We start from the raw sequence: 15,614 nt of genomic DNA on the forward strand, positions 1-15,614 counted from the left end.
CCCGGGAATTGAAACCTTTCAGAGACCGGGCGGCCGGGATCTGCTGGACGACAGAAGGGACGGACCGATGAGGTTACGTCGACGCACCGCATCACTCATCAGCTGCTTCACGATCGCCGCGCTGGGCGCGACGACGGGGGCCGCGCCACCCGCCCCGGCAGCGAGCCCCGTGAACCACCAGGCGGGTGGCCGCCTCACCGTCGGAGACCTGACGACCGAACGGCTCACCAACCCGCTGGGGATCGACGAGTCGACACCGCGCTTCTCGTGGGTGGTCGGGGCCGGCTACAACGGGGCCGAGCAGTCCGCCTACGAGATCCGGGTCTCCTCGACCCGCTCGGCGACGGGTGACGTGTGGCGCTCCGGCAAGGTCCGTTCGGACGACTCGACCGACATCGAGTACGCCGGCGGCGCACTCGAGTCGCGCACCCGGTACTGGTGGACGGTCCGGGTGTGGGACGGCGCGCGCAGCTCCGGCTGGAGCCGTCCGGCCTGGTTCGAGACCGCCTTCCTCGACGCCGACGAGTTCGGCGGCCAGTGGATCGGCCTGCGCGAGGTCGACCGCCTCGACGACGTGGCGGACGAGGAGACCCCCGAACCGCTCCTGCGCAAGGAGTTCGACCTGGACCAGCGCCGCATCGAGTCGGCGCGGCTCTACATCTCGGGCCTCGGCTTCTACGAGGCGTACCTCAACGGTGAGCGCGTCGGCGACCACGAGCTCGACCCGGGGTACACGCCCTACGACACCCGCATCCTCTACGTCACCCACGACGTCACCGAGATGCTCGGGAAGGGAGACAACGCCATCGGCGTCAGCCTCGGGCGGGGCAACTACTCCGGCTACGGCGACGGCGACACCGACCAGGCGCCCTGGCTGAGCGAGCCCGAGGTGAAGCTCCAGCTCGACGTCACCTACCGCGGCGGCCGCACCGAGTCCATCGTCAGCGACGACACCTGGACGGCCGACGAGGGCCCGACGCTCACCAACTCGCTCAAGGAGGGCGAGGTCTACGACGCCCGCGAGGAGCAGCCCGGGTGGGCCACGGTCGGCTTCGACGACTCCGCCTGGCAGCCCGCGCTGCTGACCACTCCGCCGACCGGGGCGCTGGAGGCCCAGGAGATGGAGCCGATCCGGGTCGTCGACACGCTCGACGAGCCGGTGCTGCAGGGCACGGTCGAGACCGAGGACGGAACCGCGCTGGTCTACGACTTCGGCACCATCACCGCGGGCTGGGCGAAGGTCGGCCTCACCGGTCCCGAGGGCGCCGACGTCCGGATCACCTACGGCGAGAAGCTGCAGGAGGACGGCACGGTCGACATCGACTACAACGCCCAGTTCAGCTCCGGGATGCGCCAGACCAACCACTACATCCTCAAGGGAGCCCCCGAGGGGGAGTCCTACACACCGAGCTACAGCTACTACGGCTACCGCTTCGTCGAGGTCCTCGTCCCCGAGGGGGTCGAGGTGACGGCGATCGAGGGTCAGGTCCTGCACTCCGACGTCGACGTGACCGGCAGCTTCTCCAGCTCCGACGAGCTGCTGAACCGCTACCACGACGCGATGGTCCGCTCGACCCTCAACAACCTGCACGGCATCCCCACCGACACTCCGATGTACGAGAAGCGCGGCTGGACCGCCGACGCGATGCTGTTCGGCGACAACTCGCTGATGAACCTGGACTCCGCCGCGTTCTGGGAGAGCTGGATGGTCACCCACACGGCCAACCAGGCCGACGACGGCGGCATCCCGGTCATCGTGCCGAACCAGACACCCGGCGAGGCACAGTCCGACCCCTTCATCGGCCGCACCGACGACCCGATCTGGTCGTCCAGCTACACCCTGATCAACTGGGCGCTCTACGCACGCACCGGTGACGAGCGCACGCTCGAGGTGAACTGGGCCGGCCTCGAGGCCTACATGGACAAGTGGGTCGGCATGGTCGCCGACACCGGCTACCTCTTCGACACCACCCTCTACCGCACGTGGGGCGACCACGAGCCGGCGTACGGCAGCGGGGTGAACAACGTCATCGTCGGCACGGCGTACGTCTACGAGTCCGCCACGACGATGGCCGACATCGCCGACGTGCTCGGCCACGCGGAGAAGGCCGCCGAGTACCGGGCGTTCGCCGCTCAGGTGCGCGACGCCCTGAACGCCGAGTACTTCGACCCCGCGACGGCGACCTACGACTGGCCGTACGTCGGCGGCGGCGGCTTCCCGGGTGCGCCGCAGCCCACCGAGGAGGAGCTGGCCGAGATCAACGCCGACCAGTTCCAGACCGACAACGTCCTCGCCCTGGAGCTCGGCCTGGTGCCCGAGGAGTACCGCGACCAGCTGTGCGAGAACCTGATCGACGACGTCGCGGTCACCCAGGAGAACCACGTCACCACCGGTGCGGTCGTGCTCAAGGACGTCCTCCCGGCGCTGACCGAGTGCGGCGGCGCGGAGACGGCGTACGCCGCCGCGACCAACCCGACCTTCCCGGGCTGGGGCTACTGGTTCCTCACGCTGGACGGCAGCACGGCCGCGGGCGGCGAGGAGATCGTCGTCGACACCTTCTGGGAGGCCTGGGGCGAGGGCGCCCGCTCGCACGACCACGCGTTCCGCGGCACGATCGACGACTGGCTGTACGAGTACGTGGCCGGCATCCAGAACGCCTCGGTCGGCTACCGGACCATCCGGATCCAGCCGTACCCGGTCGGCGACCTGCGCAGGGCCGCGGCCTCCATCGAGACGCCCCAGGGCGAGGTGTCCTCGACCTGGCGGCGGCGAGGTGACCGCCTGACGCTGAGGGTGACGGTCCCGGTCGGGTCGACGGCCGAGGTCCTCGTCCCCATCGAGGACGGCCAGACGGTCCGCACGCCCCGTGGCGCCCAGCCGGGTGAGGTCTCGGACGACCGCGCGGCCTTCACCGTGGGCTCCGGCACCTACACGTTCGTGGCGGCGCCCGCCTCCACGGGCGGCCGCGGGCGCTAACCCGGGCGACGCACGACCAACCCGCGGCCCGGACGGCACAGCCGCCGTCCGGGCCGCACCCCAACGGCAGAGGAGCCATCATGACCAGCCCACTCACCCGCCGCAGCGCGCTGCGGCTCGGCGGAGCCACCGCCACCGCCGCCGTCGTCGGTGCCGGCATCGCCTCCGACGCGCTCTCGCCGGCGCTGGCGGCGGCCGGCGCGCGCTCCCGTTCGGCGCCGCACCACGCTTTCGCGAAGGTCCCCCCGGCGCCGGCCGCGACGCGCGGCCGCTTCCGCTACTGGTGGCCGGGCGCCTACCCCGATCCCGCGGAGGTGGCGACCGAGGTGCGCGCCATCGCCGATGCCGGGTTCGGCGGCTTCGAGATCGCCGACGTCCGCGACAGCGTCTACGAGGTGATGCCTCCCGAGGAGTACGGCTGGGGGTCGCCGCGGTGGAAGGCCGCCGTGCTCGCGGCTGTTCGCACCGCCAACCAGCGGGGCATCAAGGCGGACATCACGCTCGCGCCCCACTGGCCGACGGCCGTGCCCGGGATCGTGCCGGACGACGACTCCGCCGCCAAGGAGCTCACCTACGCCACGCACACCCTCGCCGGCGGCGAGTCCTTCTCCGGCGAGCTGCCGAAGCCGACGTCCGATCCCTCCGGGGCCTTCTCAGGCATCGAGTTCACCGTGACGCCGGTCCTCGAGGCCGTCCATGCGGCGAGGTTCGTCGGCAGCGACGCGGCTACGCCGGTGGTGCTCGACCAGACGTCCCTGGTGAACCTCACCGGCAGCGTGGTGGACGGCGCCCTGGACTGGACCCCGCCCGGCCCGGGGGAGTGGATCGTCATCGCCTCGTGGTCGCGTGGCACCGCGCAGATCCAGAACATGTTCTACTTCGGTCCGAGCTTCCACAGCCAGCTCACCGACCCGCAGTCGTTCGTCGTCGACCACTTCGGGAAGCCCGGCGCCCAGGCCGTCATCGACTGGTGGGAGCGGGACCTGCTGACCAGCGAGCTCCGGCGCGAGCTGCGCCGCAACGGAGGCGCCTTCTTCGAGGACTCCCTGGAGCTGAGGACGCTGCGGCACTGGACGCCGGACCTGTTCGCCGAGTTCGAGGCCCGCCGGGGGTACGACGTCGCGGACCTGCTGCCGCTCGTGCACGACCAGAACACGGTCCGGTTCACCTTCGAGGACGCCACGGTCGCCGAACGGGTCCGCTGGGACTACGAGCAGACCCTGAGCGACCTGTTCATCGCCCACCGCGCCGACCCCCTGCGCGCCTGGGCCCATACCCTGGGAATGTCGCTGCGCAACCAGGCGTACGGCACCTCGATCGACGGAGCCCTCGCCGCGGCGCACACCGACGTCCCCGAGGGTGAGAGCCTCGCGTTCGGCAGCTCGCCGGACTCCTACCGGGTCATCGCCGCCGGCCGCGACCTCGGCGACCGGACCGTCCTGAGCAACGAGCTCGGCGCCTTCTTCGGGGCTTACCAGATCCCTCTGGCGCAACTGGCGACCACGGCGCAGTTCGACTGCGCGGTCGGCGTCAACCAGCAGCTGATCCACGGCTTCGCCTACGCCACGGCGCCGGACTCCCAGTGGCCCGGCTACCACGCCTTCCTCCCGCTCGGCGGCCCGACGTCGACGTTCACCTTCGCCGAGCCGTGGGGGCCGCGTCAGCCCCAGTGGGAGTTCTCCGGCCCGGTGGCGGACAACATGGCCACCACCAACCAGCTCCTCCAGACCGGGACCAACCGCGTGGACCTCGCGGTGTACCACCAGGGATTCGATGCCACCGACACCGACGTCGGCGGCGACCCGCTGACCGCGGCCGGCTTCACCTACCAGCCCGTCACGATGGGCCTGCTGGGACTCCCGGCGGCAACCGTCCGGGGCAGGCGTCTCGCGCCCGCGCACCAGGCGTTCAAGGCACTCGTCGTCCCGGCCGGGGACAGCCTGCTGCTCGAGGTGGCCGGCGGACTCCTCGGTTACGCGCGGCGCGGCCTGCCGATCGTCCTGGTCGGCGACCTCCCCGCCCGGGTGCCCGGGTACGCCGACGCCGCGGCCCGCGATCGGGCCCTCGCCCGCACGTTGGCCCGCCTGGTGCGCCTCCGCAGCGTGCGGCAGGTCGCCGCCATGTCCGACGTGCCAGCCGCGCTGGCCACGCTGGGCGCGACGCCCTCCGTGGGCGGAGCGCCGACGGGACTCCTGGCGGTCCGGCGCGCGCGTCAGGGCCGGGACGACTACTACCTGCACAACTCGGGCACCTCCCGGCTCACGGCGACCGTCGCGCTGGAGGGCTCCGGTCGTCCCTACCTGGTCGACCCGTGGTCCGGCCGCATCGAGCCCGTCCCCGTCTACGAGGCCTCGGGCGGCAGGGTCTCCGTCGACGTCGACCTGGCCGGCGGCGACTCCCGCTTCGTCATCCTGACCGGGCGGGACCTGTGCCGGATCGGCACGACCGCGCGCGCCTCGTCGACCGACGCGCCGTCGATGGTCTATGCCGACGGCAGGCTCGCGGTGCGCGGGGGCACCGGGACCTACACCGCCACGACGAACGCGGGCAGGCTGTCCGCGACGATCACCGGCGTGCCCGACCCTGCCACGCTCGGTGACTGGTCCCTCCGCGTCGAGAGCTGGGAGCCGACGTACCCCGGCGCCACGGGCGACCGGTCGGCCGAGACCACCAGGCGCGCGATCGACGTCGGGACGACCGACCTCGTCCCGTGGACCCAGATCGGCGGCCTGGAGGATGTCTCCGGCATCGGTACCTACACGGCGACCCTGGTCCTCGACGAGTGGGTCAGCGCGTGGGGCGCCACCCTCAACCTCGGTACGGTCGCCGGCGGCACGGCGCGGGTCGCGGTGAACGGCAGGCGTGTCGGCGGCATGGACGTGCTGGCGCCCACGGTCGAGATCGGCCGCCTGCTGCGGCGAGGCCGGAACACCGTCGAGATCGAGGTGGCGACCACGCTCCTCAACCGCCTCCGGATCAGCCGCCCCGAGAACTTCGGGGGCAGCACCCGGCAGGAGTACGGGCTCCTCGGCCCCGTCGTCGTCACACCCTGGGCGCAGGCCGCGCTGCGCTGATCGACGGGCCACCGGGCGGTGGCTCCCGCCCCGGGAGCCACCGCCGCATCGCTCAGTGACCGGGCGGCAGCGCGGTGAAGTCGGGCTCGCGCCCCTCGGCGAAGGCGGCCAGCGCCTCCGCGTTCGCCGGTCCACCCATCAGGCGGCCGAAGGCGGCGTTCTCCCGCTCGCGCGCCGCACCGATCTGCTCCCGCAGCGGCGCGGTCATCGTCTCCTTGACCGCGACCAGGGACGAGATCGGCCGCCGCGCGAGCGTCTCGGCGTGCTCGCCGGCCACCCGCAGCAGCTCGTCGGGCTCGCAGACGCGGTAGACCAGCCCCATCTCGACCGCCTCCTGTGCCCCGATCCACTCCGAGCTGAGCAGCACCCAGGCTGCGTTCTGCCGGCCGACCAGCCGGGGGAGCAGGAAGCTCGAGGCGGCCTCGGGGGCCACGCCCAGGCTGGTGAAGGGGCACTTGAGCCGGGCCTCGACCGACATGAAGGCCAGGTCGGCGAAGCCGAGGATGGTGGTGCCGATGCCCAGCCCGATCCCGTTGACCGCGCAGATCAGCGGCTTGGGGAAGTCGACCAGGGCGTCGATGAGGCCGTTGAAGCCGTGCTCGCCGCGCTCGAAATCGGGGTCCGAGGACATCTGGGCCATCTCGAGCAGGTCGGTGCCGGCGGAGAACGCCCGGCCGCGGCCCGTGAGCACCACGACGGCGACTTCCGGGTCCTCGGCGGCGGCCACCAGCGCCTCCGCGGTGGCGTCGTACAGCTGCTCGTTGAACGCGTTCAGCGCCTCGGGGCGGTTCAGCGTCAGGGTCCGCACCCGTGCCTCGTCGTGGACCTCCAGGACCATCGCCACTCCTCGTCGTCGCCTCGTCGCAAGCGGACCCAGTCTGGGGGACCGGCGCCGGGCGCGCAGCGCTACGCGCTGAGGACGGGCAGCCCCTGGTCGGCGAACTGGCCGACGACCCGTCGGATCAGCGCGTCGTCGGGCGGCTCCGTGTCGGCCAGCGGGAACGGCAGCCGGAGGGCGTCGTACTTGTGCTGACCGAGCCGGTGGAAGGGCAGCACCTCCACGCGCTCGACCGCCGGGCCGAGCGCGGCCGCGAAGCCGGCGAGCCCCGCCACGTTCTCGGGGTCGTCGGTGACGCCCGGCACCAGCACGAACCGGATCCACATCGCCTGGCCCACCGAGGCGAGCCGCTCCGCGAACGCGAGCGTCGGCCCCACCGCCTCGCCGGTCAGGCGGCGGTACGTGCGCGGGTCGAAGGACTTGATGTCCAGCAGGACCAGGTCCGTGACCGCGAGCAGCTCCTCGTCGGCCCGGAGGCCGAGATGGCCCGAGGTGTCCAGCGCGGTGGGCAGCTCCCACTCCCGCGCGGCGCGGAAGAACCGGGTGACGAACTCCGACTGGAGCAGCGGCTCGCCGCCGCTCGCCGTCACCCCGCCGCCGGCGACCTTGAGGAACCGCCGGTACAGCTCGACGTCTTCCATGATCGATTCCAGCCGCCGCCGCTGCCCGTCGCGCATGTGCCACGTGTCGGGGTTCTGGCAGTACAGGCAGCGCAGCGGGCAGCCGGATAGGAACAGCACGAAGCGGGTGCCCGGTCCGTCGACCCCGGTGGAGAGGTCCCACGAGTGGACGGACGCCTCCCAGCCGTCGCTCACCCGCGCCTCGCCCGCACGGTCACATCCCCTTGTGGAAGGTCCGCGAGATGACGTCGCGCTGCTGCTCGGGCGTCAGCTTCACGAAGTTCACCGCGTAGCCGGAGACCCGGACCGTCAGCTGCGGGTAGTCCTCCGGGTGCGCCATCGCGTCCTCGAGCGTGGCCCGGTCGAGCACGTTGACGTTGATGTGGAAGCCGCCGGCGTCGAAGAATCCGTCGAGCACGCCGACCAGGTTCCCGATCCGCTCCTCGCGCTCCCGCCCGAGCCCGGCGGGCGTGATCGTGGTGGTCAGCGAGATGCCGTCGCGCGCCGCGTCGTAGGGCAGCTTGGCGACCGACAGCGCCGAGGCGACCACGCCGCGCCGGTCGCGCCCGTTCATCGGGTTCGCGCCGGGCGCGAACGGCTCCCCGGCCCTGCGGCCGTCGGGAGTCGAACCCGTGGCCTTGCCGTAGACGACGTTCGAGGTGATCGTCAGCACCGACTGGCTGTGCTCCGAGTCCCGGTAGGTCGGGTGCCGGCGGATGCGGTCCATGAAGGCGCCGACGAGCCAGACGGCGATGTCGTCGGCGCGGTCGTCGTTGTTGCCGTACGACGGGAAGTCGCCCTCGACGTCGTACCCGACGGCGAGACCCGTCTCGTCCCGCTGGACCCGGACCGTCGCGTTCTTGATCGCCGAGAGGCTGTCGGTGGCCACCGACAGCCCCGCGATGCCGCAGGCCATGAACCGGTGCACCGGGTAGTCGTGCAACGCCATCTCGATGCGCTCGTAGGAGTACTTGTCGTGCATGTAGTGGATGACGTTGAGCGCGTCGACGTACACACCGGCCAGCCAGTCGAGCGTCCGCTCATAGGCCGCGAGCACGCTGTCGTAGTCGAGCACGTCGTCCGTGATGGGCGGCGTCGGCGGAGCGACCTGCTCGCCGCTCATCTCGTCGCGGCCGCCGTTGATGGCGTACAGCAGCGACTTGGCGAGGTTGACCCGCGCACCGAAGAACTGCATGTCCTTGCCGACCCGCATGCCGGAGACGCAGCAGGCGATCGCCGCGTCGTCGTCGAGGCTGTCGCGCAGCAGGTCGTCCGACTCGTACTGGATCGCGCTGGTGTCCATCGACACCTGCGCGCAGAACCGCTTGAACCCCTCGGGCAGGGACGGGGACCAGAGCACGGTCAGGTTGGGCTCGGGTGCCGGTCCGAGGTTGTAGAGGGTCTGCAGGAACCGGAAGCTGGTCCGGGTGACCAGCGTCCGGCCGTCCGCGCCCATCCCACCGATCGCCTCGGTCACCCACGTCGGGTCGCCGGAGAAGAGCGCGTCGTACTCCGGGGTGCGCAGGAAGCGCACGATCCGCAGCTTGATGACGAGGTCGTCGACCAGCTCCTGCGCACCGGCCTCGTCGAGGGCGCCGGCGGCGAGGTCGCGGGTCAGGTAGACGTCGATGAAGGAGGAGGTGCGGCCCAGCGACATCGCCGCGCCGTTCTGCTCCTTCACCGCCGCCAGGTAGCCGAAGTAGAGCCACTGGATCGCCTCGCGGGCGGTGCGGGCGGGCCCCGAGATGTCGTAGCCGTAGGAGGCCGCCATCTCCTTCAGCTCGCCGAGCGCCCGGACCTGCTCGGCCAGCTCCTCGCGGTCGCGGATGACGTCGTCGGTGGACGGCACGTCGTCGATGCCGGCGCGGTCGCGCCTCTTGTCCGCGATGAGGTGGTCGACTCCGTAGAGCGCCACGCGCCGGTAGTCGCCGATGATCCGGCCGCGCCCGTAGGCGTCGGGGAGGCCGGTGATGATCGCGGCCTTGCGCGCCGCGCGCATCTGCGCGGTGTAGGCGTCGAAGACGCCGTCGTTGTGGGTGCGTCGGTACTTGGTGAAGGTCTCGCGCACGCCCGGATCGACCTCGTAGCCGTACGCCGCCAGCCCGGACTCGACCATGCGCAGCCCGCCGTTGGGCATGATCGCCCGCTTGAGTGGCGCATCGGTCTGGAGGCCGACGATCAGCTCCCTCTCCCGGTCGATGTAGCCGGGCTCGAAGGCGGTGATCCCGGCCGGTGTGGCGGGATCGACGTCGTAGATGCCGCGCTCGCGCTCCTCCGGGAAGAGTGCGCTGATCGCGCTCCAGACGGCCGTCGTGCGGTCGGTCGGGCCGACGAGGAACGACGCGTCGCCGTCGTACGGCGTGCGGTTGGTCCGGACGAAGTCGGCGACGTCGATCGCCGACCGCCATGGTCCGGCGACGAATCCCTCCCAGGCGTCCGTCCCGGCGTGCTCCGCTACCCGATCACTGGTCATGAGCGCCTCCTGGGACAACGCTACGACGGGTGAGCGAGGGCTGGCGATGGCCGCGGTGCCATCACTCCGCCCGCGGCGCGGTCATTCGTCCAGGTCGTAGGGGCCGGGCCCCGGCTCCCACGAGGCACCCTGCGCGCGCTCGTAGGCGTCGACCGCGGCATGGATGGTCGGGAAGAAGCGCTCGGTCGGGAGGGTGCGGGCGATCTCGTAGTGCTGCACCTTCTCGCGGACCGCGTCCTTCAGCTCGGCGAACACCAGGAGCGTGCCCGCGTCGTCGAGCTCCTCCTCGAGCTCCTCGAGCATGTCGGCCGCGGTCGTGTCCACGTCGGTGATCGGCTCGGCGGCGACCACGATCCAGCGCGGCCGCGGATCGAGGGAGGCGATGCGCTGCACCTGGTCGCGGAAGGTGCGGGCGTTCGCGAACAGCAGCGGTGCGTCGAAGCGGTAGATGGCGAGCCCCGGCAGGTGCTGGGTGGTCGTCCGGTACGCCGAGTCGTGGAACCCGCGCAGATCGCCCGAGCGCCCGAGCAGCGCCTGGTGCGGCCACCACACCCGGCGGAACACGTTGAGGATCGACAGGCCGACCGCCACGGCGATGCCGGGCAGGACGCCCAGCACGGCGACGCCGAGGAACGCGACCAGCGCCAGCACGAAGTCCGAGCGGCGCTGGCGGCGCAGCCGCCGGAGGCTCGCGATGTCCGCGAGCGAGAGCGACGCGGCGATCACGACGGCCGCCAGCGCCGGCTGCGGGAGGTCGCGCAGCAGCCCGGGCGCGGCCACCAGCATGACGGTCACGGCGGCGGCGCCGACGAGGCCCGTGACCTGGGTCCGCGAACCCGCCTGGAACGCGACGGCGGTCCGCGAGCTGCTGGTGCTGATCGGGAACCCCTGGAACAGCCCGGCGGCGACGGAGGCGGCGCCGACGCCGACCATCTCGCGGTCCCCGTCCACCTCCGCCCCGGTCTTGCGGGCGAACACGCTGGCCGTCGAGATCGTGTCGGTGAGGGAGACCAGGGCGATGCCGAGCGCGCCGGCGAACAGCACCGTCAGGTCGGCGAGCGGGACGGTCGGGATCTCGAACGGGGGGAACCCGGCCGGGAGCTCGCCGACCACCGCGACCCCGCGGTCGCCGAGGTCGAAGGCCGCGACCGCCGCGATCGCCAGCACCACGGCGCCGAGCACCCCCGGGAACACCGGCCAGAGGCGCTGCAGGACGAGGATCAGGACGAGGCAGCCGGTGCCGATCGCCAGCGCGGGCGCGACGGTCTCGCCCTCGGCCACGGCCCGGATGAAACCGGTGATCTCGCTGAGGAGGTTGTCGCCGTCGACGGAGAACCCGAACAGCTTGGGCAGCTGGCCGATCAGGATTGTGATCGCGAGGCCGTTCATGTAGCCGACCTGGGTCGGCCGGGAGAGCAGGTCCGCGACGAACCCGAGCTTGAACAGCCCCGCCAGGACCGTGATGGCGCCGACCATCAGCGCGAGCACGGACGCGTAGGCGACGGCCGTCTGCGGATCGCCGTTCGCGAGGGCGAGCGGGAGCACGGTCGCGGCGATCATCGGGCCGAGCGCCGAGTCCGGACCGAGGACCAGCACCCGGGACGGCCCGAAGAGCGCGTAGCCGATCAGCCCGAGCACCGTCGTGTAGAGGCCGGTGATGACGGGCAGGCCGGCCAGCTCGGCATAGGCCATGCCCTGGGGGACCAGCAGCGTCGAGATCACCAGACCGGCGACGAGGTCCTTGCCGAACAGCGAGGGCCGATAGCTGCGCAGGCCGGCCACGCCCGGCAGGACGCGGCCGACCGCGTCCAGGCGGTGGGTGGTGGTTTCCGGCGCCACTCCCACGCTCCGTTCGTCCGGGTATGCGCCTTGCGGCGGTCTGCGTTAACGGGAGTAGACCACCGCGAGCGGTCGGCGTACACCGCCAGACTGGGTAGCCCGGCCGATCAGGCACGCCCTACCCCGGTACGACGACCACCTTGCCGAGCGCACGCCCGTGGCCGACCCGGGCCAGCGCGTCGGCCGTCTCCTCCAGCGGCAGCACGCGGTCGACGCGCGTCGTGACCTCGCCGTCGAGGCAGAGCCGGGCGATGGGCTCGAAGTGCTCCGGGCCCTCCCTGACGATCAGCATCCCGATCCGCCGCCCGGTCAGCAGCCCCGCCGCCGCGCCGACGGTGGCCACCCGCAGCAGCGCCCGCACCGGACCTCCGCTGCACCGGTACCGCCCGCCCCGGGCCAGCGCGCGGCGGTAGGCGAAGACCGACCGGCCGGTGACCATGTCCAGGATCAGATCGTAGGGCGGCCGGCCGCGGGTGTAGTCGTCGCTGCGGTAGTCGATCACCTCGTCGCAGCCCAGCGAGCGCATGAAGTCGAGCTTGCCGGCGTTGTCGACGCCCGTCACGTGCGCGCCGACCCGCTTGGCGAGCTGGACGGCGAAGGTCCCGCTCCCGCCGCCGGCGCCGTTGATCAGCACCCGGCTGCCGGCGGTCGCCGTCGCGGTCCCCTGGAGCGCGATGGCGGCGGCCTGGGGGATCGTCGAGGCGTCGACGGCGCTCAGCCCGTCGGGGCGGTGGGCGAGCGCGGAGACCGGCGCGACGGCGTACTCGGCGAAGCCGCCCTTCAGGTCGAGGTTGTCGCCGTAGACCTCGTCGCCGACGGCGAAGCCGGAGACGCCGGGACCGACGCCGGTGACCCGTCCGGCGATGTCCGAGCCGAGCACCCGCCGGCGCGGGGCGCGCAGGCCGCCGATCCGGGAGTAGGCGGGGGAGCCGACCAGGGTCTCCCAGTCGCTGAGGTTGACCGACGTCGCCGCCACCCGGAGCTGGACCTGGCCCGGTCCGGGCTCCGGCTCGGGCAGGTCGACCAGGCGCAGCACGTCGGGCGGGCCGTAGCGGTCGTAGGCGACGGCTCTCACGAGATCTCCCCAGTCATGACCCCATGCTCGCGGCGTAACCTCGGATGTATCAACCGCGCCACCCCGCGGCTCCTAGGGATGACGTTCCAGCGACTCATCTACCCAGGAGGCATCATGACCACCACAGTCGCCCGTACGCACTGCTTCTACGTGCCGCCGTACGTCGAGTCGGCGCTCGTCGAGAGCGCCGAGGCGCCCTCGATGGACCAGACCCAGGCCGACCTCACCGGCGCGGCACGCGACCGGCGCGCCGGGGTCCTCGACGAGGCCGCCGCGAAGGCCGAGGCGGAGGAGGCCGTGCAGCCGCTGGCGCCGCCCGCCACCGGCACCTCCCGCCGCGAGGTCTACGACAGCGGCAACACCAACAACCAGCGCGTCACGCTGGTCCGACCGGAGGGTGGTCCCGAGACCAAGGACGCCGACGTCATCAACGCCTACGACAACGCGGGCCTGGTGCGCGGCTTCTTCAAGGACACCCTCAACCGGAACTCGATCGACAACCGCGCCCTCGACCTGGTGCTCAACGTGCACTTCGGCACCGACTACAACAACGCCTTCTGGGACGGCGACGAGATGACCTTCGGCGACGGCGACGGCGTGATCTTCAGCGGCTTCGCCCGGTCCCTCGACGTCGTGGCCCACGAGCTCGCCCACGGCGTGACCCAGCACGCCTCCGGCCTCGTCTACCAGGGCGAGTCCGGCGCGCTCAACGAGCACTTCAGCGACGTCTTCGGCACGGCGATCACGCAGTGGGCGGCCGGCGAGCGACCCGAGGACGCGGACTGGCTGATCGGCGACGAGATCATGGGTCCGGAGCTGTACGGCGAGGCCCTGCGCTCGATGCGCTACCCGGGCACGGCCTACGACAACCCGATCCTCGGCCAGGACCCGCAGCCGGCGCACTACGCCGACCGCTACACCGGCAACGCCGACAACGGCGGGGTGCACATCAACTCCGGCATCCCGAACCGGGTCTTCTTCCGCGTGGCCACCGAGCTCGGGGACACCCTGGTCGCGGCCAGGATCTGGTACCACGCGCTCAACTTCCTCAAGCCCAAGGCCAACTTCGCGCACGCGGCCGCCCAGACCGCGGAGTCGGCCCGGATCCTGGTGAAGGCCGGTGCCGTGCACAAGGGCGCCACCCAGGTCGTCCGCGGCGCGTGGCACGAGGTCGGCGTCGGCTGACGAGCCCTCCCCCTGGTCGGGGAGCCGCACGCGCGGCTCCCCGACCGGCTGCGCGCCCGGGGCCGCCGGGGACCCGTCCCGTCTCTCTGGTGAAACGTGCCAACCGGCGACCGGAGGCGCCGCTAGGCTGCACGCTCCGCACGGACGGACCACCGACACCGAGGAGCACCGATGGGCGACGAGCAGGGCACCAGCACGCTGGGGACGACGGAGGTGCCGACGCACTGGTACAACGTCGTCGCCGACCTGCCGGTGCCGCCGCCCCCGCCGCTGCACCCGGGCACCCACGAGCCCGTCGGCCCGGACGACCTGGCGCCGCTGTTCCCGCCGGAGCTGATCGCGCAGGAGGTCTCCGCGGAGCGGATGATCGCGATCCCCGAACCGGTGCGCGAGGTGTACGCCCAGTACCGACCCTCCCCGCTGGTGCGGGCCCGTCGCTGGGAGGAGAAGCTCGGCACCGGCGCCCGGATCTACTACAAGTACGAGGGCGTCTCGCCGGCCGGCTCGCACAAGGTCAACACCTCCGTGCCGCAGGCCTACTACAACGCGCTCAACGGGATCACGAAGCTCACGACCGAGACCGGTGCCGGCCAGTGGGGCACCGCGCTCTCCTACGCCAGCGCCCTGTTCGGCGTCGAGTGCGAGGTGTGGCAGGTCGGGGCGTCGTACGACACCAAGCCTCAGCGCCGCACCCTGATCGAGGTCTTCGGCGGCAGGGTCCACCGCTCGCCGAGCACGATGACGGAGGCCGGCAAGGCGTTCGCCGCGGGTCACCCCGGCTCGCTGGGCATCGCCATCTCCGAGGCGGTCGAGGTCGCCGCGCAGGACGAGGCGACCAAGTACGCCCTCGGCTCGGTGCTCAACCACGTCCTGCTGCACCAGACGGTGATCGGCCAGGAGGCGCTGGCCCAGCTCGCGGACGCCGGTGAGGACGGCGCCGACCTCGTGGTCGGCTGCGCGGGCGGCGGGTCCAACTTCGCCGGCCTGGCGTTCCCGTTCCTGGGGGAGAAGCTGGCCGGGCGGCAGGCGCCGCGGATCCTCGCCGTCGAGCCTGCCTCGTGCCCGACGCTGACCCGTGGTGAGTACCGCTACGACTTCGGCGACACCGCCGGGCTCACGCCGCTGATGAAGATGCACACCCTGGGACACGACTTCGTGCCCTCGCCGATCCACGCCGGCGGGCTGCGCTACCACGGGATGGCGCCGCTGGTCTCGCACGTGTACGCCGAGGGGCTGATCGAGGCGACCTCGCTGCACCAGAGCGAGTGCTTCGCCGCCGCGGTCGAGTTCGCACGCACCCAGGGCGTGGTCCCCGCCCCGGAGTCCTCCCACGCGCTCGCCCAGGCCCGCCGCGAGGCGCTCGCCGCCGCCGAGGCCGGCACGGAGCCGGTGATCGTGGTCGGCCTGTCCGGCCACGGCCTGCTCGAGCTCGGGGCCTACGAGAGCTACCTGGGCGGGCGCCTCGAGGACGACCCGCTGTCGGACGCGGACCTCGCGGCCGCACTGGCCGGCGTCCCGGTGGTCGCGGGCTGA

The 15,614-nt window shown here is 72.2% G+C and carries 9 protein-coding genes; 4 read left to right on the plus strand and 5 right to left on the minus strand.

Annotated elements, in window-relative coordinates:
- Positions 1-67 precede the first annotated feature (67 nt).
- Together ABLM29_RS01115 and ABLM29_RS01120 are read left to right on the plus strand one after the other, a co-directional pair.
- Positions 68-2,977, plus strand: coding sequence for a family 78 glycoside hydrolase catalytic domain (locus ABLM29_RS01115; RefSeq protein ID WP_349711612.1), 2,910 nt, complete (start codon positions 68-70; stop codon positions 2,975-2,977).
- Positions 2,978-3,057: 80 nt separating this feature from the next.
- Positions 3,058-6,051, plus strand: a complete 2,994-nt coding sequence (locus tag ABLM29_RS01120; protein ID WP_349711614.1) for a glycosyl hydrolase — start codon at positions 3,058-3,060, stop codon at positions 6,049-6,051.
- 52 nt (positions 6,052-6,103) lie between these two features.
- Here ABLM29_RS01120 and ABLM29_RS01125 read toward each other — a convergent pair whose 3' ends face one another.
- The 5 genes from ABLM29_RS01125 to ABLM29_RS01145 all read right to left on the minus strand — a co-directional run bounded on the left by ABLM29_RS01125 (position 6,104) and on the right by ABLM29_RS01145 (position 12,896).
- Positions 6,104-6,889, minus strand: coding sequence for an enoyl-CoA hydratase/isomerase family protein (locus ABLM29_RS01125; protein WP_349711616.1), 786 nt, complete (start codon positions 6,887-6,889; stop codon positions 6,104-6,106).
- Between the two features lie 68 nt (positions 6,890-6,957).
- Positions 6,958-7,704, minus strand: coding sequence for a pyruvate formate-lyase-activating protein (gene pflA, locus ABLM29_RS01130; RefSeq protein WP_349711618.1), 747 nt, complete (start codon positions 7,702-7,704; stop codon positions 6,958-6,960).
- Between the two features lie 19 nt (positions 7,705-7,723).
- Entirely contained in the window at positions 7,724-9,982 is a 2,259-nt protein-coding gene (gene pflB, locus ABLM29_RS01135; protein ID WP_349711619.1) for a formate C-acetyltransferase, read from the minus strand.
- Between the two features lie 81 nt (positions 9,983-10,063).
- Complete coding sequence (locus ABLM29_RS01140) at positions 10,064-11,821, minus strand: SulP family inorganic anion transporter (RefSeq protein ID WP_349711621.1); 1,758 nt, start codon at positions 11,819-11,821, stop codon at positions 10,064-10,066.
- A gap of 118 nt (positions 11,822-11,939) precedes the next feature.
- Positions 11,940-12,896 carry an NAD(P)-dependent alcohol dehydrogenase gene (locus ABLM29_RS01145; protein ID WP_349711623.1) on the minus strand — a complete coding sequence of 319 codons (957 nt, stop codon included), beginning with the start codon at positions 12,894-12,896 and terminating at the stop codon, positions 11,940-11,942.
- A gap of 114 nt (positions 12,897-13,010) precedes the next feature.
- Between ABLM29_RS01145 and ABLM29_RS01150 the strand changes: the two genes are divergently transcribed.
- On the plus strand, positions 13,011-14,081 hold the full coding sequence (locus tag ABLM29_RS01150; protein ID WP_349711624.1) for a M4 family metallopeptidase: 1,071 nt from the start codon (positions 13,011-13,013) through the stop codon (positions 14,079-14,081).
- A gap of 171 nt (positions 14,082-14,252) precedes the next feature.
- A complete protein-coding gene (locus ABLM29_RS01155; protein WP_349711626.1) occupies positions 14,253-15,614 on the plus strand; it encodes a TrpB-like pyridoxal phosphate-dependent enzyme in 1,362 nt (453 codons plus the stop codon).

Source organism: Nocardioides sp. YIM 152588, assembly GCF_040191335.1.
GTDB lineage: Bacteria > Actinomycetota > Actinomycetes > Propionibacteriales > Nocardioidaceae > Nocardioides.

Excerpts from the sequence above, each read along its gene's own strand:
- ABLM29_RS01120 (WP_349711614.1), top strand. The coding sequence starts at position 3,058 with ATGACCAGCCCACTCACCCGCCGCAGCGCGCTGCGGCTCGGCGGAGCC.
- ABLM29_RS01155 (WP_349711626.1), top strand. The coding sequence starts at position 14,253 with ATGGGCGACGAGCAGGGCACCAGCACGCTGGGGACGACGGAGGTGCCG.
- ABLM29_RS01125 (WP_349711616.1), bottom strand. The coding sequence starts at position 6,889 with ATGGTCCTGGAGGTCCACGACGAGGCACGGGTGCGGACCCTGACGCTG.
- pflB (WP_349711619.1), bottom strand. The coding sequence starts at position 9,982 with ATGACCAGTGATCGGGTAGCGGAGCACGCCGGGACGGACGCCTGGGAG.
- ABLM29_RS01115 (WP_349711612.1), top strand. The coding sequence starts at position 68 with ATGAGGTTACGTCGACGCACCGCATCACTCATCAGCTGCTTCACGATC.
- ABLM29_RS01150 (WP_349711624.1), top strand. The coding sequence starts at position 13,011 with ATGACCACCACAGTCGCCCGTACGCACTGCTTCTACGTGCCGCCGTAC.